Annotated in this window: 11 protein-coding genes and 1 pseudogene; 4 read left to right on the forward strand and 8 right to left on the reverse strand. The window is 65.0% G+C overall.

All coding sequences use genetic code 11. The annotated features are described in order from the left end of the window. Positions 1 to 16 precede the first annotated feature (16 nt). A pseudogene (locus tag ACN22W_RS33560) lies at positions 17 to 205 on the forward strand (cold-shock protein); the annotation flags it as partial. A gap of 96 nt (positions 206 to 301) precedes the next feature. On the opposite strand, the gene rpoD reads toward ACN22W_RS33560, so the two are convergent. The 5 genes from rpoD to ACN22W_RS33585 all read right to left on the reverse strand — a co-directional run bounded on the left by rpoD (position 302) and on the right by ACN22W_RS33585 (position 6221). Next, positions 302 to 2329, reverse strand: a complete 2028-nt coding sequence (gene rpoD / locus ACN22W_RS33565; RefSeq protein ID WP_129518113.1) for an RNA polymerase sigma factor RpoD — start codon at positions 2327 to 2329, stop codon at positions 302 to 304. A 312-nt stretch (positions 2330 to 2641) separates the two neighbouring features. Next, positions 2642 to 3544, reverse strand: a complete 903-nt coding sequence (locus tag ACN22W_RS33570; protein ID WP_419690381.1) for a DUF6817 domain-containing protein — start codon at positions 3542 to 3544, stop codon at positions 2642 to 2644. A 14-nt stretch (positions 3545 to 3558) separates the two neighbouring features. Next, positions 3559 to 4446, reverse strand: coding sequence for a JmjC domain-containing protein (locus tag ACN22W_RS33575; protein WP_419690382.1), 888 nt, complete (start codon positions 4444 to 4446; stop codon positions 3559 to 3561). Then, on the reverse strand, positions 4443 to 5351 hold the full coding sequence (locus ACN22W_RS33580) for a transketolase (protein WP_419690383.1): 909 nt from the start codon (positions 5349 to 5351) through the stop codon (positions 4443 to 4445). The genes ACN22W_RS33575 and ACN22W_RS33580 overlap by 4 nt, the downstream gene beginning before the upstream one ends. Before the next feature lie 12 nt (positions 5352 to 5363). Then, positions 5364 to 6221, reverse strand: coding sequence for a 1-deoxy-D-xylulose-5-phosphate synthase N-terminal domain-containing protein (locus tag ACN22W_RS33585; protein ID WP_419690384.1), 858 nt, complete (start codon positions 6219 to 6221; stop codon positions 5364 to 5366). A gap of 72 nt (positions 6222 to 6293) precedes the next feature. Between ACN22W_RS33585 and ACN22W_RS33590 the strand changes: the two genes are divergently transcribed. After that, positions 6294 to 7136, forward strand: a complete 843-nt coding sequence (locus ACN22W_RS33590) for a galactosyltransferase-related protein (protein ID WP_419690385.1) — start codon at positions 6294 to 6296, stop codon at positions 7134 to 7136. Here the strand turns inward: ACN22W_RS33590 and ACN22W_RS33595 are convergent. From ACN22W_RS33595 to ACN22W_RS33605, 3 genes are read right to left on the reverse strand one after another with little or no spacing between them, the layout of a single operon-like run. Continuing rightward, positions 7125 to 8213, reverse strand: a complete 1089-nt coding sequence (locus ACN22W_RS33595) for a hypothetical protein (RefSeq protein ID WP_419690386.1) — start codon at positions 8211 to 8213, stop codon at positions 7125 to 7127. The two genes, ACN22W_RS33590 and ACN22W_RS33595, sit on opposite strands and share 12 nt — an antisense overlap. 15 nt (positions 8214 to 8228) lie before the next feature. Further along, complete coding sequence (locus ACN22W_RS33600; protein ID WP_419690387.1) at positions 8229 to 9884, reverse strand: DUF7411 family protein; 1656 nt, start codon at positions 9882 to 9884, stop codon at positions 8229 to 8231. 29 nt (positions 9885 to 9913) lie between these two features. Continuing rightward, positions 9914 to 10204 carry a hypothetical protein gene (locus tag ACN22W_RS33605; protein WP_048244900.1) on the reverse strand — a complete coding sequence of 97 codons (291 nt, stop codon included), beginning with the start codon at positions 10202 to 10204 and terminating at the stop codon, positions 9914 to 9916. A 145-nt stretch (positions 10205 to 10349) separates the two neighbouring features. On the opposite strand from ACN22W_RS33605, the gene ACN22W_RS33610 reads away from it, so the two are divergent. After that, a complete protein-coding gene (locus tag ACN22W_RS33610; protein ID WP_419690388.1) occupies positions 10350 to 11324 on the forward strand; it encodes a glycosyltransferase in 975 nt (324 codons plus the stop codon). A 287-nt stretch (positions 11325 to 11611) separates the two neighbouring features. After that, positions 11612 to 19570, forward strand: a complete 7959-nt coding sequence (locus tag ACN22W_RS33615) for a SpvB/TcaC N-terminal domain-containing protein (RefSeq protein ID WP_419690389.1) — start codon at positions 11612 to 11614, stop codon at positions 19568 to 19570. The last annotated feature ends 12 nt before the right edge of the window (positions 19571 to 19582 follow it).

The raw sequence follows: 19582 nt of genomic DNA on the forward strand, positions 1-19582 counted from the left end.
GCCGGAGTCGAAATTCGTGGATATTGCCGATGGCGTTCGCTTGAACGCCAATCTTGGCACGCCGGATGACGGTGGCGAAGACCTGCTTGCGCACTTCTCCGAGGTTCAGGGAAGTGGCTTCAGATCGCTTCGGGAGGGCCGGAAGGTCAGCTTCGAGATCAAGCAGGCCCCCAGGGGGAAGCAGGCTGCCTGCATCGAGCCGCTGCAAGTATTCCCCGCAGCGAATACGCCCGTTCAGGACAACGATCAGGCCGACGCCTGATCGCTGCAAGTCTGGAGCCGGGCGCACGCCCGGCTTGCCCTAGCGCTCGAGAAAGGGCCTGAGCTTGTCCGCCCGGCTGGGATGCATCAGTTTGCGCATCGCCTTGCTCTCGATCTGACGGATCCGCTCGCGGGTCACGTCGAACTGCTTGCCGACCTCTTCAAGCGTGTGATCGGAGTTGGTGTCGAGACCGAATCGCATCCGCAGAACCTTGGCCTCGCGCGGCGACAACGCGCTGAGCGCCTCGTCGATCGCCGCGCGCATGTTCGCCTGAATCGCGGCCTCAGCCGGCGAACTCGCCGAGACATCCTCGATCATGTCGCCGAGCGTTGCATCGGCGTCGTCACCCACCGGGGTTTCGAGCGAGACAGGTTGCTTGGCGATCTTGAGGATACCGAGCACTTTTTCCTCGGACATCTCCATGCGCTTTGCCAACACGGCGGGATGCGCTTCCTGCCCTGTCTGTTGCAGGATTTCGCGCGATATCCGGTTCAGCTTGTTGATCGTCTCGATCATGTGGACCGGCACGCGAATGGTCCGCGCCTGATCGGCGAGCGCACGCGTGACAGCCTGCCGGACCCACCAGGTCGCGTAAGTCGAGAACTTCCAGCCGCGCCGGTATTCGAACTTGTCCACGGCCTTCATCAAGCCGATATTGCCCTCCTGGATCAAATCCAGGAACTGCATGCCGCGGTTCACGTACTTCTTTGCGATTGAAATGACAAGACGAAGGTTCGCCTCGATCATCTCGCGCTTGGCCTGCCGCATTTTCAGTTCCGCGGCACTCATCTGGCGGTTGATCTGCTTGAGCTGCTGGAGTGGCAACGAGACCCGGGACTCGATGTCGACGAGTTTCTGCTGCGCCGCCTGAATCGCCGGCTGATGTCGCTCGAGCGCCGCGCCAAACTGCTGCGAGGTCGCCGCCGCGCGGTTCGTCCATTCGAGGTCGGTCTCGTGACCCGGGAACGACTCGACAAACGCGTCGCGCGGCATGCCGCAACGGTCGACAGCAATCGCCAGGATGCTGCGCTCGATCGCGCGGACCTCAGTCACCTGCCCATGCACAATGGCGCACAGGCGGTCGATGGTCTTGGCCGTAAAGCGGATCGGCGCGAGTTCCCGCTGGATCGCCGTGCGCACTTGCGCAACTGCTGCGGAACGTGCATCTCCTGTGACAGGCAGATCCGGCAACTGTTCGAACAGTGCACGCACACGCGCAAAAATCACGAGACTGTCGTTCGTGAGTTCTTCGAGGCGTGCCGCGTTCACCTTCTCCGAATCCCCGGCGTCCGTTTCAATGCCGTCTTCGTCCGACTCATCGTCGGCAGCGAGTGCTTCCGCATCCTCTTCCTGGGACTCCGGCGTCATTTCGCTTTCATCGGCGTCGACACGGATGCCATCGACCAGTTCGTCGATGCGCAGTTCGCCGGCAACGATGCGGTCGACATCGGCAAGAATCGTGGACACGATCGACGGACACGCGGCAATCGCTTGAATCATGTCCTGCAGACCATCTTCGATCCGTTTCGCGACCTCGATTTCACCGGCGCGGGTCAGCAGTTCGCTGGCCCCCATCTCACGCATGTACATCCGAACCGGATCCGTGGTGCGGCCAAATTCGGAATCGACGGTCGACAACGCAGCTTCCGCTTCCTCGTCCGCCTGATCGTCCGATGCCACGGCCGGCGCAGCGTCAGTCAACAGGAGCGCTTCGGCGTCCGGCGCTTGTTCGTATACGGCCACGCCCATGTCGCTGAACGTGCTGACGATGGTGTCCATCGCCGCCGTTTGGGCAAAGTTGTCGGGCAGGTGATCGTTGATGTCCGCGTGGGTGAGATAGCCGCGCTCGCGACCGAGCGCGATCAACGCGCGCATCTGGTGCTGGCGCTCCTCATTCTGGCGTGCCAGGGACGCGATGTCCGTCGGTGTCAGGGCCTGGACCTTTCCCTTTGACACACGGCGGCCGACTTTTGCCGTGGCGGTGATTTCAGGGGATATAGAATCGTTCCGATCAGGAATTGCCAATACATGCTCCTCGACAGATGAGCCGACGATCGTCGTGCACATGACACCAGAAGAATGGGTTGCCTGCCGGGATGCGAACGGAATCGTGTACGCACGGATAGTCGAGGGCGGGACGCCTCGCGCGAAATCCGTGTGTGCAGCTTGTGGGGGGCGTGAATGATACCGGAATGTATTGTGCGGCACAACCTTGACGGCGGACATTCGCAGCCGTGGCGCATCGGATGTCTGGAAAACCGCCTGTAGCGGCCTCAACAAGTGGCTTCCCCGAACGTCCGCCAAGGCCGGCGGATTCAACCGGTCGATGCAACGGCTTGATGGAATCGTTCAGCCGGTGTATCGAAGGCATGCGCTGGCTTATTGACGGATACGGCTCAGGATCTGCTGATAGATCCCGGGCGCATTCCGATGAGTTGCACGTGCAGCCATAGCGAGTTGCTCCCCCAGGAACCGCCACCCTTGACCGGGAATCCGTGCATCCCATGGCGCGCCCCAGCCATCGAGATTGGCGATTCCCGTCGACGCCTCCACATACGCGGCGTGAAAATCGCCGGCCTGCAGCCGCAAGGCGGCCAGCAGGAACCTCGGCTCCGCACATTGGGGCGCGAGCTGGATGCAGGCCCTGAGCGCTTGCGCGGCATGGCTGGAGGGCGCGGCGAGTGCATGCTCATACAACGTGGACAACCGACGTTCCTGTACGTCGCTGATGCTGGGAGCACGGATGAACGACCGCGGCACGAAGCCAATGCTTCGGAATCCTTTGCACATACCGGACAACCACGGCCCGTCGATCCTGAACAGGGTTCTGCGTTGCTCGGCTTCGTTGGCGAGATCGAGCAGTCGCAATGCCCTGCACTGAGCGGCCGTCACATGCAGTTCACCGTCGCCCGCGTGCGTCCGTATGCGCAAAGGCCTGCGCACCGGCGCGAGGTCAAGGCGCTCGGACGCCCGACGAAGGCTGTCCCGATCGACGGCGCAAAATGCATGGGCGAGCGCTTCGATCCGTTGGCCGACCATCATCGCAACCCGCTCGCGTTCGCCCGGCGCCACGACGCGATGGCGGAAGTACTGGGTCGAGTAGATGCTGTGAATCAGGCCTGCGAGACGGGTGTCGGGATCGGCACCCCACCCCGACAGCACCTCGTAGGTCCCCAGCAGGTGATCCCAGAGCGTCGAACCGGAATGCGCGATGCGCATCGCATCCGCGACGAGGGCCAGCGTGGCGTTCAGACGATCCGCGTCGATGGGGGCGTCACGCATCGCAGGCCACGCGCTCAGGTACGTCCGGCCTTGCCCGCGACGCTTGCGAGGCGCGGCGCGATGCGCTTGCCGTCGAACGATGCGAGCGTGTCTCGCAGCGCGGCGATACAGGTTGCGATATGGGGTTCCAGCTCGGCAACGCCGGTAGGGCCCGCGCCGGTCACGAACGGCCGCATGGCGTCCGGCATGCCGGCCAGCGACGCTTTCAGCGCGTCGAGCAGGACGTCGCCGACCGTCGCGCCGCTGTGATTGAATGCCATGTTCAGCGCGAGCGATCCGCCGTCACCCGCCCTCGCCTTGTGCCACAAGCCGGGCGGCAGGCAGAGCAGGTCGCCCGGATAAAGCGTGACCTTGCGGATCGTCTGCCGCGCGACGGCTCGATGCACGGCGGCCATGTCGGTGCGCGTCGAATTCTCGGTCGGAAACAACGTATGAGGCGACATGGCGTACCACCAGGTCTTCTCGCCATCGAGTTGTAACGTGGTGGCGGTCCTCGCGTCATAATGAAAATCGAAGCCCGAGGATGGCGGCGAAAGATACGCGCGGAAATCGACCCGCCCGGCAAAGCCGATTTCCCGCCGGACGTTGCGGGCCGCCGTCCACAGCGAACGGTGCGCAAGCTGCATGTCCGTCACGCAGATCGTGGCCCCGGCTTCGTACATCTCCCGGATATCGGCGGGACCGATGGTCGCCTGCTTCAAGCCGCCGAACACGCAGCGAATCTCGGTGACCTTGTCCAATCCGAAGATCATGCGCGACGGTTTCATCAGGAAATCGAATTTCCCCGGTTGCCCGCGAATCAGGAGCGGGCGCTTGCCGAAAGACTCGCGCAGGAACGCATCGATCGATATCGGATCGAGAATTTTCGCGAGGGTCGCGCGTGGGTTCGCTTGGGCTTTCACGTCATGTTTTCCTTGATGCGGCGCACGAGGGCATCGGTGTCGAGGCCATGCGCGCGTCTGAGGTCGGCGATGGCACCCGATTCGCCATGCCAACCCGACGGCCACGACAGAGCGCGCACGGTGACGCCAGGCGGGGCGATCCTGCGAACGGTGTCGGCCAGGCCGCCGACCGGTCCATGGTCTTCGAGGACCACGATGCCGCGCAGGCGTGGCTGGCTCGTGATCCACCGAGCGAGCACGGTTTCGCCGAGATGCGCGATGTGCCGCCACGGAATCGGCACGCCGTCGGCTGCCAGCGCCTGCACGGCCTCCTGTGCCCAGTGCGATGCGTATCCGCACGACAGCAGCACGGTCTCGCCGGCCACGCCGTTGCCGCGCACGACGCCCGGCGGCAGCCGCAGGTCGCCGACCGGTTCCCGGCTCGTTCTCACGTAGGCCGGCCGCGGCGAAGCGGCCAACGACCCGACGGCCAGTTCGACGTCGGCGGCGTCCGCGGGCGCCCAGAGATCCACGCCGCCGATGGAGGCGAGGACACCGAGGTCCGACAGGCTGGCATGGCTCGCGCCATTGGTGCCGCTCGCCGCGCCCGCATGCGAGCCGATCATCACGACGGGCAGCCCCTGCGACGCGACGCAGGTGCGGATCTGATCCGCACCCCGATGGCACAGGAATGCGCTGAACGAGAACACCCAGGGCCATTGCCCGCTCACGGCCAGCCCGGCCGCGACGCCGATGAGCGCCTGTTCCGCGATGCCGGCCTGAACGAAGCGCGAGAACACGGGCCGCCCCTGCGCGTCGTACAAGCCGTAGGAATCGCCCAGGTCGCCGTCGAGCACCCAGATACGGTCGCTCTGTTCTGCCCTCCTTCGCAACTCGTCGACAATCGATAGCGCCAGTCTTTTCATGCGGCAAACCTCTCATCGATCAGGCGCGTGGCCGGAGCCCGCGATGCGCGCCCACTCGTCGCCGGACAATTGGGTGCAGTGACGTCGAAACCGATCGAGCTGGAGCCCGAGGCCGTGACCCTTGACGGTTCGCGCCAGCAGGACGGTCGGCCCATGCCGGGGCCCTTCGGCATGCGCATGCGCGAAGCCGGTCAATGCGTCGATGTCGTGTCCGTCCACTTCATCCGCGTGCCAGCCGAATGCACGCCACTTGGCGAGGGCGTCGGGCAAGGGCGTGGAATCCAGCCGCGCGTCGTGCGCCCAGCCGCATTCCTGTTCCCCATTGAGATCCACGATCACGTGCAGATTCGGCACGCCGTGGCGGGCCGCCAGCATCGCGGCTTCCCACACCATGCCTTCCTGGCATTCCCCATCACCCAGCACCACCCACACGTGGCGCGCCTCGCGCGCGAGCGCCATGCCCAGCCCGATGGCGACGCCCTGCCCGAGCGCACCCGACGAGAAATCCATGCAGGCCAGCCGGGTGCGATCGGGGTGCCCCTGCAGCGGGGAGCCGGCGGTACCGAACGTGCCGAGCGGCCCCAGGTCGACGCCGGCCTGCTGCAACACCGCATAGAGCGCCATGCTTGCATGGCCTTTCGACAGCAACAGGGCGTCGCCTGTCGCGTCGAGCGCGGACATCGCACGCGCGGCGAACAGCGCGAGCAGGATGTCGACGCAGCTCAAGGTGCCGCCCAGATGGCCGCCGCCGTTGGCGCGCAATCCTGCCAATATCGCATGCCGCACCCGCAGTGCTACACTGGGATCGGCCAGTTCTGGCCGCACCAGCTGTCTGTCGGACGTCGCGCGCTTGCCGGTAGTGTTATTCATCTCGGATGCGATTCCCTTTGCAGGACGGGGATCGATACTGCCCTGACACTAGGATTCTCAAGGAAAGCCAACATGTCAACTCTCGAGCCGCTCAGCCTGGATATCGTCGTCACCTGGAGAGGGCGGCACGAGCTGAAACAGGCGCTTCCCTCCTTGTGGCAACTCGCCGCCCGGCATGACGGCGGCGTTACCGTGGTCAATTACGGCGGCGATGCCGATCAACTTCGCGACCTGATGGCCGGCCACGCGGCGAACGTCAAGGTGGTGCACGTCGACGAATCCGGCTGGTTCAACAAGGCCCGCGCTCAGAATATCGGCGCCGCGCACACGCGTCGTCCGCTCCTTTTCTTCTGCGATTGCGACATCATCATTCCGGACGGGCAACTCGACGCGCTGGTCCGGCAGTTGCAAGCCGAACCCGACGCCTTCGGAACCGTCGCGGGCGTGACGGAGACCGTGCGCAACGCGCGCAAGGCCGGCCAGGTCGCGATGTTCGGCTATCACCTGAAGCTGCGGCTTGCCAACGGACGCGCGCTCGAGATCATCGACAACGAGGAAGACGCGGCGGACGGCACACGCCAGGCGCCCGGCTTGCTGATGGTGCGTCGCGTCGGCTTCGAATGCATCGGCGGCTACAACGGATGCCTGTTGGGCTGGGGCTGGGAGGACCAGGACATGATCGCGCGGCTGACGCTGAGCGCCGGGCTCATGCGGCGCCAGAGCGGCACCGTGCTGCATGTGTCCCACGACGACGACGCGCGCATTCGTCATTATCCACCCGTGCAAGATCGTTGGGAAAGCCGCGACCGCATGTTCCGGCAAGCCCTGGCCAACTACGATCGCGGGGATTGGCTCGGGACCTATGAGGAGGACGCCTTGCGCGCAACGACGCGCCGCCCGGTTTCAGCGAGCTGAGGCGTCCGTCGCATCGATGGTCGCGCGCAAGCGCACCAGCAACGCGATTTGTTCGTCGAGCGCGTCGGCCCGCCACGCGGCAAGCGCCGCCGGCAAGCGGATATCCAGCGCGCGTTCCGCATCGTCAAGCGAGCGGGTCAATACATAGCGCCCGTCCTCGACGGTCACGCCGTCGTGCAACGCATACGATCTGTTCAGTTGCTCGGCCTGCTCCGGCGTCATGCCGCGCGGCAGCGCGAGATGGAGGCCGGCGGCATCCGCGCGCACCGGATAGCCGCCGGGCCGGCCGTGCAGGCCCGGCGCATGACCCTGCCATGCGTCCGCACGGCCCGACAGGGCGCGCAGCATCGGCGCGGCGAGCGCGCCCGTGAGGCTGTTGAGCGTGGCGTCGGCGGGCAGGCGCACGGGCGCGGTCAACGCGGCGGCTTCATGTTCCGGCAGGCGGCGGCCGTCCAGCCACACGGCCGGCGCGGGCAGTCCGTCCCAAGCGCCGCGTATCATCGCGCCGACGTGCGCGTGATGCGCGAGCAACGACAGGGGCACGCAATCGGTGCGACCGTGCAACATCGACGCGACGATGGCGATATTGCCGATCCCTCCCGCGACCGGAATGCCGCGCCCGGCCAGCACGTGGTTGGTCAGGTCCGGATAGCAGCCGTTGACGAGATGGGCGCCGGGATGGACAGCTGTCGCCGCCCGCATGACCCGGTCGGCGAGCGCGGCCTGCAAGGGTAGCGTGCAGCCGTAGCCCAGCCCCGCGATGAGTTTTTGCCACCCGCGCGTCATCGCCCACGGCGACTGCATCGACGCCAGGGTCAACACGATGCGCGGCCGATATGCGTCGAACAAGCGTGCCAACGATGCGGGCGAGTAGTCGCACGCCACGGGGGTCACGGCAATGCGGCCCGCGCTTCCGCCGCCGAGTGCATTGGCGAGCGTCGCCATGTGATGCACGGCCGTCTCGTTGCGCGCCGCGGCAATCACGTCCATCGGCGCGTCGCCGCATCCGGCGAGACCCATCAGCACCGCGTGAGCCAGCGAGCCGGAGCCCACCACGATCAGATCGACGTCGCGCATGACGGATTCACTCCCCTACCTCGACGCAGAATGGCGATTGATCCAGCTACACAGAACCAGGATCACCCATAGCTGTTCGTGCCACCGGCCGTCGTCTTCGACATGGTCATAAGCGCGCAGCCTCGACAACAGAGCGGTCCGGAATCGCGTGGTCAGCGGCGCGATTCTCCACAGGTCGGAATCGGCGACCTCATCGATGACCCGCTTGCGAAACCGTGAGTCCAGCAGCCAATGCGCGATCGGTGCGAGCAGGATTTGCCGCTTGCGCATCACGATCTCCGGCGGCAGGTAACGACCGGCGACCTGACGCAGCAGGCGCTTGGCCCACCATGCATCCGCCTCGTACCAATAGCTCAGGCCGGGATCGATCGCCGACGCCCAGCCGTAGACATCCTGACGCAGGAACGGGAAATCGAGGCGGGCGCCGTGCATGAGCGCATTGTCGGCGAGCGCCGGCAGCAGCAGCTCGCCGATCCGGAACACATACTCGTGCGCGGACATCGCCTCCGTCGGCAGCGCTTTGGGCTTGACCGCGAGCAACTGCCGATAGAACGCGACGTCATCCGCGAGCAACGCGTCGACGGCCTGCGGATCCCGGTTCAGACGCCGCATCTCGTCGACGGAAAAGAATTCCGCGATGCCGAGGAACAGCACGTCGTCGAGACCCAGCAGACGCGCGGCCGGCAGGTCGTACAAGCCGGGAAGGTCGACGCCGAGCCGGCGCTGATGATGCATCTGGGCTGCGAGACACGTCAGGGGCTTGTGGTAGCCACCGAAACATTCGTCCGCGCCCAGGCCGGAGACCGCGATGGCGTGTCCGTCCGCGACGGTCGCCTCGATCAGGGCGGCATGGGTCACGGCGGCGGGCGCCGTGAGCGGAAACGGAGCGTCCAGGATGCGGTCCAGCAGTTGCCGCGCGTGGTCGACGTCGAGGTGGACGATCCGGTGGCGGATGCCGGTGATGCGCGCCACGGTGGCCGCGTAGTCGGTTTCGTTGAGACCGTAGTCGTCGTCGAAGGCGATCGTATAGCCGGTGACGGCGTGGCGCTCGCGCAGGAGCGCGGCCAGCAATCCCGAGTCGACGCCGCCGGAGAGGAACAGGGCGATGTCGCGCGCCGCGTCGGCGACGTGATCGACGGACGCCCGAAGGCGCGACAGCGCCTCTTCCTGAAGGCAGGACGCATCGTGCGATACCGAAGCGGCTTGAAGGGGCCAGGCGAAACGCCGGACGACGGGCGGCGCACCCGGCTCGCATATCAGCGCCTCGCCGACCTGCAGCGACTGGATGCCTTGCAGAAGTGCATGCGCCGCCCGCGGCCGGCCTCGCCACAGCAGATGCAGCAGCGAGCCGACATCGAGTTCGCACTTGATGCCGAGCGTCCGGACCAGCCGCTGCGGATCCTGATCCCATTCGATGCTGTCGCGCCCGATGCGGAAATAAAGCGGACGACGCGCATGCAACCCGCGCCGGATGATCAGCGCATCTTGCTCGTCACGCGAGACGTCGAGGTCGTCGTCATCGTCGTCCGGCGATGTCGCGCCCCAGGCGATGCGTTCGTCGCGCGGGTCGAGACACCAGTCGGTCTGTCCGTGGTCGATCGGCGCGGCGTCCCGCGCACGCTCACGCAGTGCGGCACAGCCCGCGTCGGTTAACGCCGCCGCGCCTTGCATCGACAAGGTCTGCTTGCGCGCGCGGTGGGTCAGGCCTTGGCTTTCGTCGCGCGTTTCTTCGCGGCGGGCTTTTTCGCGGCTGTCCTGGTGCGTCGCTCGGCGGGCCGGATGATGATGCCGCCTTTCGTGTCACCTTCGGCGCGCCGGATCGATCCGCCTTTCGTGTCGCCGCCATCCAGCGTGATTTCATAGCGCCGCTTGTAGAGCTGTTCGAGCGCGTCGAGATCGATGGAAATGGTCAGTGCCTTTTTGCCGCGCTTGGCGGCGGGCTTGGTGGATTTAACGGCGGAAACTTTATTGGATTTCTTTGTGGTTGCCACGTCTGCTCCTTTCCATGACGATGTGAAGGGAACCCCCGTCAACACACGACGCGCCGCAATATCACGGTAATCGTTGCGTGATGACTGCGTGGAACGATTATAGGAGATATAAATTGAAGTTCCGTTATTTCGCATAACTCAAGCAATGCTGACCGCCTGCCTGATCGTCCACAACGAAGCGAGCGTATTGGCGAGATGCCTGACGTCCTTGATGCCGTGGGTCGATGCATGCTGCGTCGTCGATAGCGGCTCCACCGACGGGACCGTCGATCTCGCGCGGCAATTCGGCGCCCGGGTGCAGGTGATGCCGACGCTCGCGGACGCGCGCGGCAGATTGATCGACTTTGCCGCAGCGCGCAATGCGGCGCTGGCGATGGTGCCCGATGGCTGGGTCCTGTCGATCGATGCGGACGAGGTGCTGGCGATACGCGATCGCGCCGAGTGGCGGCGCCTGATCCGCCGGCGCGATTTGCAGGCGATCGAACTGGTGATCCTGTCGGGCGGCACGCGCTGGTATGTGCCGAGAGTGTTCCGGAAGCAGCCGTGGTCGACGTGGCACGGGCGCGTGCACGAATGGATCGCGCTGCGGGAGCCGACGTGCCGGACGGACTGCGCCACGCTCACCAACCAGCCGGACAAGACGGGCAAGGAATCGGCGGTCGAGCGCGATCTGCGTCTTTGCGCGGTGGCATTGCGCGACGATCCCGACGATTTGCGGGCAGTGTTCTATCATGCGCGCGCCCTGAGGCTCGCAAAGCGCCATGCCGAGGCCATTCCCCTCTATCTGCGCTATTGGCGGCAAGCGGAGTTCCAGGCGGGCCGCTACACCGCCATGCTGGGTGCCGCCACCTGCGCGCTGTTGATGCACGACCTCGAGGCGTCCCGCCGCTATGCGATGGTCGCGTATCGCCTCGATCCCGCGCTTGCCGAGGCATGCTGCGTGCTGGGCGACGTCGCGCTCGGCATGGGGCGTGCCGACCTCGCCATCGGCTGGTTCGAAAAAGCGCTGCACAAGCGCCTGCCCGGGATCGCGCAGGCGCTGTTCGTCGACGAGAGCTGTTACGGGCCCTATCCGCGCGAGCGTCTGCGCTGGATTCGCGAACGGATCCAGGCACGGTAGCGTGCGTTCACGCCATCGCGATATCGAGTCGCCCGGCACATTCGATAATGCGGCGGAAAGAAAAATCATGACACACAGGTAAATCTTTCATGTCGCGGTTTCACCCACCCGGATTGCGAGTGCCGGCTCCTTGCTAGAAGCGGTATTCCTCGCCTATAAATGGACAACATTCCTCGAGCACTTTCCGTTGCATATCTGCTTTTGAAAGGTCATAAGCAGGGCGCACGTATCGTTGAAGTCGATGGCCTTGGCGCCATCAAAACGGAGACGACTGAAAGGGTGGGATCTTGGCCAATCTTCAGCGAAGACGTGAAGACGACGAGCATGCGGCGGCCGCCCCACCCGGTGTCAGCGCGCCTGCGCTAACGCTTCCCAAAGGCGGCGGTGCCATTCGCGGTATCGGCGAGAAATTCGCCGCCAATCCGGTGACCGGGACGGGATCGATGACGGTGCCGATCGCTACCAGCCCGGGCCGTTCCGGTTTCGGTCCTCAACTATCACTCTCGTACGACTCCGGCGCCGGGAATGGCCCGTTCGGCTTCGGCTGGAGTCTTTCCCTGCCGTCGGTCACGCGCAAGACCGACAAGGGGTTGCCGCAGTATTGCGACACGGTCGATTCGGACGTTTTCATCGTTTCTGGCGCGGAAGACCTGGTGCCTGTCCTGGTGCAGGATGCCGCCGGCAATTGGGTGCGGGAAGCGCTGCCACCCAGAACGGTAAATGGCCGGATCTTCCGTATCCGTCGCTACCGACCGCGCATCGAGGGCCTGTTTGCGCACATCGAGCGATGGACAAACACGACCGACGCGACCGAGGTGTTCTGGCGGTCCATCACGCATGACAACGTCACCGCCTGGTACGGGAAGACGGCCGATAGCCGTATTGCGGATCCGGCAGACCCAAGCCGCATCTTCAGTTGGCTGATCTGCCAAAGCAATGATGACAAGGGCAACGTCGCCGTTTACGGCTACAAGGCGGAGGACTCGGCAAAAGTTTTCGAGGATTCGGCCGGGACCAACCTGCCCAGGGCCCGCGAACGTAACCGCACCCATCGGTCCCGTTCAGCGCAGCGTTATCTGAAGCGCATTCGTTACGGCAATCGCTCGCCCTACTTTCCGGAATTGAAGGCCGACGCGGCCTGGCCGGAACCTCCCGACGCCCACGCGCCTGACGGCAGCGATGCGTGGCACTTCGAGGTTGTCTTCGACTACGGCGAACACGACGCCAAAGCGCCGGCCCCCCACGACGCCGAGCCCTGGCCCTCACGACCGGATCCGTTCTCGTCCTACCGCGCAGGGTTTGAGGTGCGCACCTATCGGCTCTGCCAGCGCGTCCTGATGTTCCACCATTTTCCAGGCGAAGTCGGCGTCGAGCGGAATTGCCTCGTGCGCTCGACCGACTTCACTTACCCGGACGAAGTCAACCCCACCGATGCCCTCAATCCCGTCTACACTTTTCTGGAAGCCGTCGCGCAGACCGGCTACCGCCGCGACAATGGCGGCTACGACAGTCGCAGCCTGCCTCCGGTACAGTTCGAATACAGCAAGCCCACCGTGCAGGAGACCGTCGAGGAAGTCGATCCGTCGAGTCTCGACAATCTCCCCGTTGGCGTAAACGGCAGCGCCTACCGATGGACTGATCTGCATGGCGAAGGGATCCCCGGCATCCTCACCGAGCAGGCCGATGCCTGGTTTTACAAGCGCAACCTGAGCCCGCTGACCAGCACGGCGGCGTTCGCGCCGCTCGAAAACGTCGCGCTCAAGCCCGATGTGGCCCTGAGCAGCGGGGCGGACTTCATGGATCTCGCGGGCGACGGCCAGCTCGACGTCGTTGTCATGGACGATCCCGTCCCCGGCTCGTACGAGCATGACGACGCAGAGGGCTGGCAGCCCTTCCGCCCGTTCACCTCGCGCGTGAACCTCGACCCGCGCGACCCGAACCTCAAATTCGTCGATCTGGACGGCGATGGCCGCGCCGACGTGCTCATCACCGAAGACGACGCCTTCGTCTGGCATGCGTCACTCGCCGACGAGGGCTTCGGTCCCGCCCGCCGCGTTGCACAGGAACTGGACGAGGAAAGAGGCCCGCGCGTCGTCTTCTCCGATGGTACCGAGTCCATCTACCTGGCCGACCTCTCCGGCGACGGCCTCACCGACATCTGCCGCATTCGCAACGGCGAAACCTGCTACTGGCCCAACCTGGGTTATGGCCGTTTCGGCGCCAAGGTCACGATGGACAACGCGCCCTGTTTCGACAACCCGGACCAGTTCGACCATGCGCGTATCCACCTGGCCGACATCGACGGCAGCGGCACCACCGACCTCATCTATCTCCACCGCGACGGCGTGCGCCTGTACTTCAACCAGTCCGGCAACGGCTGGAGCCAGCCGCACACGCTGAAGGTGTTTCCACGCATCGATGACCTCGCAAGCATCGTCCCGACCGACCTGCTCGGCAACGGCACCGCCTGCCTGGTCTGGTCCTCCCCGTTGCCGGGTGATGCGCGCCGGCCGATGCGCTATGTCAACCTGATGGGGGGCCTCAAAGCCCATCTGCTGGTCAGGACCGTCAACAACCTTGGCGCGGAAACGCGCGTCGCTTACGCCCCCTCGACCAGGTTCTACCTGCAGGACAAGCGCGACGGCAAACCGTGGATCACCCGGCTGCCCTTCCCGGTGCACGTGGTCGAGCGCGTGGAAACCTACGACCACATCAGCCGTAACCGCTTCACCAGCCGCTACGCCTACCACCATGGCTATTTCGACGGCGAGGAGCGCGAGTTCCGCGGCTTCGGCATGGTGGAGCAATGGGACACGGAACAGTTCGCAGCCGTCGCCGACGGCAGCGTCCCGGCAGATAACGTCGCCGCTGCATCGCATGTGCCGCCCGTGCACACCAGGACCTGGTTCCACACGGGCGTCTACCTCGGTTGGGAACGCCTCTCGCGCCACTTCGAAAGCGAGTATTTCCGTGAGCCGGGACTGACCGTCGAAACCGCGCGGCCGCTCTTGCTCGATGACTCCACTGTCCCGGCGGACCTGACGCCGGACGAAGCGCGCGAGGCTTGCCGTGCCCTCAAAGGCGCCATGCTGCGCCAGGAGGTCTATGCCGACGACGCGGATCACCCGGGCGCGACGCCGCAGCAGATCCAGCGCGCCCGCACGCCCTATACCGTCACCGAGCAGAATTTCACCATCCGCGCCCTGCAGAAACGCGGCGCGAACCTCCACGCGGTCTTTTTCAGCCACGTGAACGAGGCACTGAGTTATCACTACGAGCGCAATCCGGCAGATCCGCGCATCCAGCACACGCTGACCCTGGAAGTCGATGACTTCGGCAACGTACTCAAGCAGGCCGCAATCGGCTACGGGCGCCGGCTCTCGTCGCTGTGGACGCAATGGGATCGCGACCGCCAGACAACGGCGCTGCTCACCTATACGGAGAACCGCGTCACCAACGCGATCGGATCGTCCGACGCCCATCGCAATCCGTTGTCCTGCGAGGCGACGACTTTCGAGCTGACGGGCTACACGGCCACGGGCCCGGCCGGTCGCTATCGGGCCTCCGATTTCGTCGAGCCCGATCCCGCCGCTCCCGGCCGCCTGCGTCACAAGTTCTCGGCCCCGGAAGTCGGTTACGAGGCCACTGCCGCCGGGAGCCTGCGCCGTCGCCCCGTCGAAGCGCTACGCACGCTTTATCGGCGCGACGACCTTTGCGACCTCCTCCCGCTTGGTGAGCTGCAACCGCGCGCCTTGCCCGGCGAAAGCTACAAGCTCGCCTTCACTGACGGCTTGCTCGACCAGGTCTTCCAGCGTCCACGCCAGGGGCAGGCCGACGAGCCTCTGCTTCCAGATCCCGACGCGGTGCTGGGTGGCCAGGCCGGCAACCGGGGCGGTTACCTGCGAAGCCGGATTCTCAAGGCGGATGGCCGCTTTCCGGCGAGCGATGCGGATGATCGCTGGTGGGTGCCCTCGGGGCAATCCTTCTACAGCGCGAATCCCGCCGACAGCGCCTCTGCCGAACTGGCGCAGGCCCGGCACCACTTCTTCGTGTCGCGCCGCTACCGCGACCCGTTCGGCCAGCACGCCTTCGTCGACTTCGACGCCCACGACCTGCTGATGACGGAGACCCGCGATGCCCTTGGCAACCGCGTGACCGTCCACGCCAACGACTATCGCGTGCTGCAGCCGCGTCTGGTCGGCGACCCGAACCGGAACCGGACCGAAGTCGCGTTCGATACGCTGGGCATGGTGGTGGGCACCGCGGTCATGGGCAAACCGCTGCCCGCGCCGGTGGAAGGCGACACGCTCGCCGGCTTCGTTGCAGACCTCACGCAAGCTCGGCTCGACGGCTTCTTCGATGCGGACGATCCGCATGCCGCCGCTGTGGGGCTACTGAAAGATGCGACCACGCGCATCGTCTACGACCTGAACCGCTTCCGCCGTACTCGCCAGGCCAACCCCGACCATCCGGACAAGTGGCAGCCGGCCTGTGCCGCCACGCTCGCGCGCGAAACGCATGTCAGCGCGCCGCTGCCACCGCAGGGCCTGAAGATCCAGCTCAGCTTTTCGTACTCCGACGGTTTCGGCCGCGAGATCCAGAAGAAGATCCAGGCCGAACCCGGTCCGGTGCCCCAGCGCGACACGACCGGCAGGATCGTCATCGGCGCGGATGGTCAGCCCGTGACGACACCGGATGACGCGAGCCCGCGCTGGGTCGGCAGTGGCTGGACGATTTTCAACAACAAGGGCAAGCCGGTTCGCGAGTTCGAGCCCTTCTTTACCGACACCCACCGCTTCGAGTTCGCGGTCAGCATCGGCGTCAGCCCGGTGCTGTTCTACGACCCGGCCGAGCGCGTCGTCGCCACGCTGCACCCGAACCACACCTATGAGAAGGTGGTGTTCGACCCGTGGCAGCAGACCACCTACGACGTCAACGACACGTGCGCGCCGCGCAACGCGCAGACCGGCGACCCGCGCACCGACGCCGACATTGACGGCTACGTCGCCGAATACTTCAGGACCCAACCGGCCACTTGGCAGACCTGGCGCGCGCAGCGAATGGGCGGTGCCATGGGCGTGGACGAACGCAACGCCGCCCTGCGCGCCGAAGCGCATGCCGACACACCTGCCACCGCCCATTTCGATGTGCTGGGCCGCCCCTTCCTGACCGTGGCGCGCAACCGCGTCGTTTGCCCCGGCCATGACCTCGACGGCAGCGAAGAAAGTTTCGCCACCCGCATCGAGCTCGACATCGAAGGCAACCAGCGCGCCGTGCGCGATGCCATCCAGCAGGCCGGCGACGCGCTCGGCCGCATCGTCGTGCGCTACGCCTTCGACATGCTGAGCCACCGCATCCACCAGCTCGGCATGGAGGCCGGCGCACGCTGGATGCTCAACGACGTGACCGGCAAACCCATCCGCGCCTGGGACAGCCGCGGCCATGGCTTCACCACCCGCTACGACGCGCTGCGCCGCCCGACCGAACAAACCGTGCACGGCACGACCAGCGAGTCCGACCCACGTACGCTCGACCTCGACATCCTGGTCGACAAGATCGAGTACGGCGAGACACTGCCGAACGCCGAAGTGCTCAACCTGCGCACCCGCATCTATCGGCACTCAGATTCCGCGGGCGTGGCAATCAACGCGCGGCTCGATGCCACAGGCAACCCGACCGAGGCTTTCGACTTCAAGGGCAACCTGCTGCGCAGCACGCGGCAACTGGTCAGCGATTACATCGCCATCCCCAACTGGCTGCTGAATCCCAGGCTGGACGATGAATGCTTCGAGAGCAGCACCCGCTACGACGCACTTGAACGCCCGGTCCAGTCCATCCCGCCGCACAGCAGTCTGGGACGCGGCCAGTTCAACGTCATCCAGCCGGTGTTCAACGAGGCCAACCTGCTGGAACGGGTGGACGTGTGGCTGGAGCGCGCGGCAGAACCCGTCGAGCTGCTGGACACCGCCAACGAAGCCCCATCGCCGGTCGGCGTCGCCAACATCGACTACGACGCCAAAGGCCAGCGCCTGCGCATCGACTACAAGAACGGCGCCAGCACCTTCTATCGCTACGACCCGCTCACCTTCCGACTTGATCGACTGCTGACCAGGCGCAAGGCGGCGGACTTCCCCGCCGACGATCCGCGGCCGCCCGTTGCCGGCTGGCCGGGCAAGCAATTGCAGAAGCTGCACTACACCTACGACCCGGTCGGCAACATCACCCACATCCAGGACGACGCGCAGCAGACGATCTACTTCAGGAACAAGCGCGTCGAACCGAGCAACGACTACGTCTATGACGCCCTGTACCGGCTGATCCAGGCCACTGGCCGCGAACACCTGGGCCGGGGCGGCACGCCCATCGCCCATTCGCCCAATGACGCCGGCCGCGTGGGCCTGGTCAGCGCCGACGCGGCTGGGCGCTTCGCCCCCAACGACGGCAACGCCATGGGTACGTACATCGAGCGCTACGTATACGACGCCGTCGGCAACTTCCTGCAGATGCAGCATCGCGGCAGCGGTCCGGCACATGCGGGCTGGACGCGCGCGTACGACTACCTCGATCCGAGCCTGATCGAAGACGGTAACGGCGGTGCGCTGCTCAAGGCCGGCAACCGCCTGACCCGCACGACGCTGAACCCGGCAGGCACCACGCCGCAGCCGGAAAGTTACATGCACGATGCCCACGGCAACATGCTGCGCATGCCGCACCTGGGCGGTGGCCTGCCCGGGCCGAATATGCACTGGGACTACAAGGACCAGTTGCGGCAGGCCGATCTGGGAGGGGGCGGCACGGCCTGCTACGTGCATGACGCCTCAGGCCAGCGCGTGCGCAAGGTGTGGGCGAAGGCGCCGGGTCTCACCGAGGAGCGCATCTACCTCGGCGGCTTCGAGATCTTCCGCAGGCACGGCGGCTCCATCGGTACCTACTCCGCCAAGCTGGAGCGCACGACGCTGCACGTGATGGACGACAAGCAGCGCATTGCGTTGGTGGAGACGCGCACGCTCGACACGGCGGGCGACGACCCGGCGCCACGACAACTCATCCGCTACCAGTTCGGCAATCACCTTGGGTCGAGTTGCGTGGAACTGGACGAGCAGGCGCAAATCATCTCTTACGAGGAATACGCGCCCTACGGCAGCTCGACTTATCAGGCGGTGCGCAGCCAGATGGAGACGGCGAAGCGGTATCGGTACACGGGGAAGGAGCGGGATGAGGAGAGCGGGTTGTATTACCACGGGACGAGGTACTACGCGCCGTGGCTCGGGCGATGGACGGCCTGCGATCCGGCCGGCGAGGAGGAAGGTCCCAACCTCTACCAATACTGCTTCGACAATCCGGCGGGCTTCGTCGATCCTGACGGCCAGAGCGGCAAGAAACTCGCCATCGTCATGCACAACGAAACCAGGCCGGCTGGAACGGAACTCCCCAAACCCGAGAAGCCCGTCAAGCCTGATAAGACGAAGGTCAAAGCTCCCGGAAAGAATGCTTCAGATAAAGAGAAGGCGGAATACGAGAAGGACAAGAGTAAAGCCGATAAAAAATTCTCGGAAGGCATGAAAAAGTATGAAGCGGAAAAAAAGAAATACGATCAAGATTTGAAAGAATACAAGGCAAACCAGAAGAAATGGAGTGCCTATCATAAGTCGCAAAATGAGTTTGAAGCGTCTGAGAAGGCGCTGAAAGCCGCAGGTTATGACGTCGTGAAAGTCGATTCCGGCAAAGCGTTGCTCGAGGCGCTCCAGAACGCTGGAACGATCAAGGAACTCGTGATCGTGCACCATGGCACGCCCTTTGGCGTGGGCGGTGAAGGGGCTGGCGCCGGTCTGTACACCGACAAGCCGGCCCCCGGCACCCCGCTCGACGCCACGCGCGGGGCCAAACTGTCGGACCTGAAAAAATTGATCGACGAGAAGAAGATCGTGTTCGATGAGGCCGCGACGATTGTCCTGGCAGGGTGCAGAACTGCTGGCGGTAAAGAAGGTTCGCATCCCGGGTCCACGTGGACCGGACCGATCGAGGACACCTTCGCTTATCGGCTCGCAAAAATGACTGGCCTCGAAGTCTTCGGCAGCAAGGGTGTCACATCATACGGCAAGGACCAGCGAAGCTCGACGCCGTTGCGCTATAGCGCCATTAGATGGCATCGATTTACGCAACAGGGAAACTCGATCAAAACAGAAGAGCTGAAAGGGAAATATTTGAATGTCGTGACGCGACAAACAAGCAAGTCCCCGCCTTGATGCGGCGCCGGG

The sequence above is a fragment of the Burkholderia theae genome (assembly GCF_048565265.1).
Classification (GTDB): domain Bacteria; phylum Pseudomonadota; class Gammaproteobacteria; order Burkholderiales; family Burkholderiaceae; genus Burkholderia; species Burkholderia theae.

Coding starts and splice junctions, on each gene's coding strand:
- ACN22W_RS33595 (WP_419690386.1), bottom strand. CDS start 8,213: ATGCGCGACGTCGATCTGATCGTGGTGGGCTCCGGCTCGCTGGCTCAC.
- ACN22W_RS33600 (WP_419690387.1), bottom strand. CDS start 9,884: ATGCAAGGCGCGGCGGCGTTAACCGACGCGGGCTGTGCCGCACTGCGT.
- ACN22W_RS33590 (WP_419690385.1), top strand. CDS start 6,294: ATGTCAACTCTCGAGCCGCTCAGCCTGGATATCGTCGTCACCTGGAGA.
- ACN22W_RS33580 (WP_419690383.1), bottom strand. CDS start 5,351: ATGAAAAGACTGGCGCTATCGATTGTCGACGAGTTGCGAAGGAGGGCA.
- rpoD (WP_129518113.1), bottom strand. CDS start 2,329: ATGTGCACGACGATCGTCGGCTCATCTGTCGAGGAGCATGTATTGGCA.
- ACN22W_RS33585 (WP_419690384.1), bottom strand. CDS start 6,221: ATGAATAACACTACCGGCAAGCGCGCGACGTCCGACAGACAGCTGGTG.
- ACN22W_RS33570 (WP_419690381.1), bottom strand. CDS start 3,544: ATGCGTGACGCCCCCATCGACGCGGATCGTCTGAACGCCACGCTGGCC.
- ACN22W_RS33610 (WP_419690388.1), top strand. CDS start 10,350: ATGCTGACCGCCTGCCTGATCGTCCACAACGAAGCGAGCGTATTGGCG.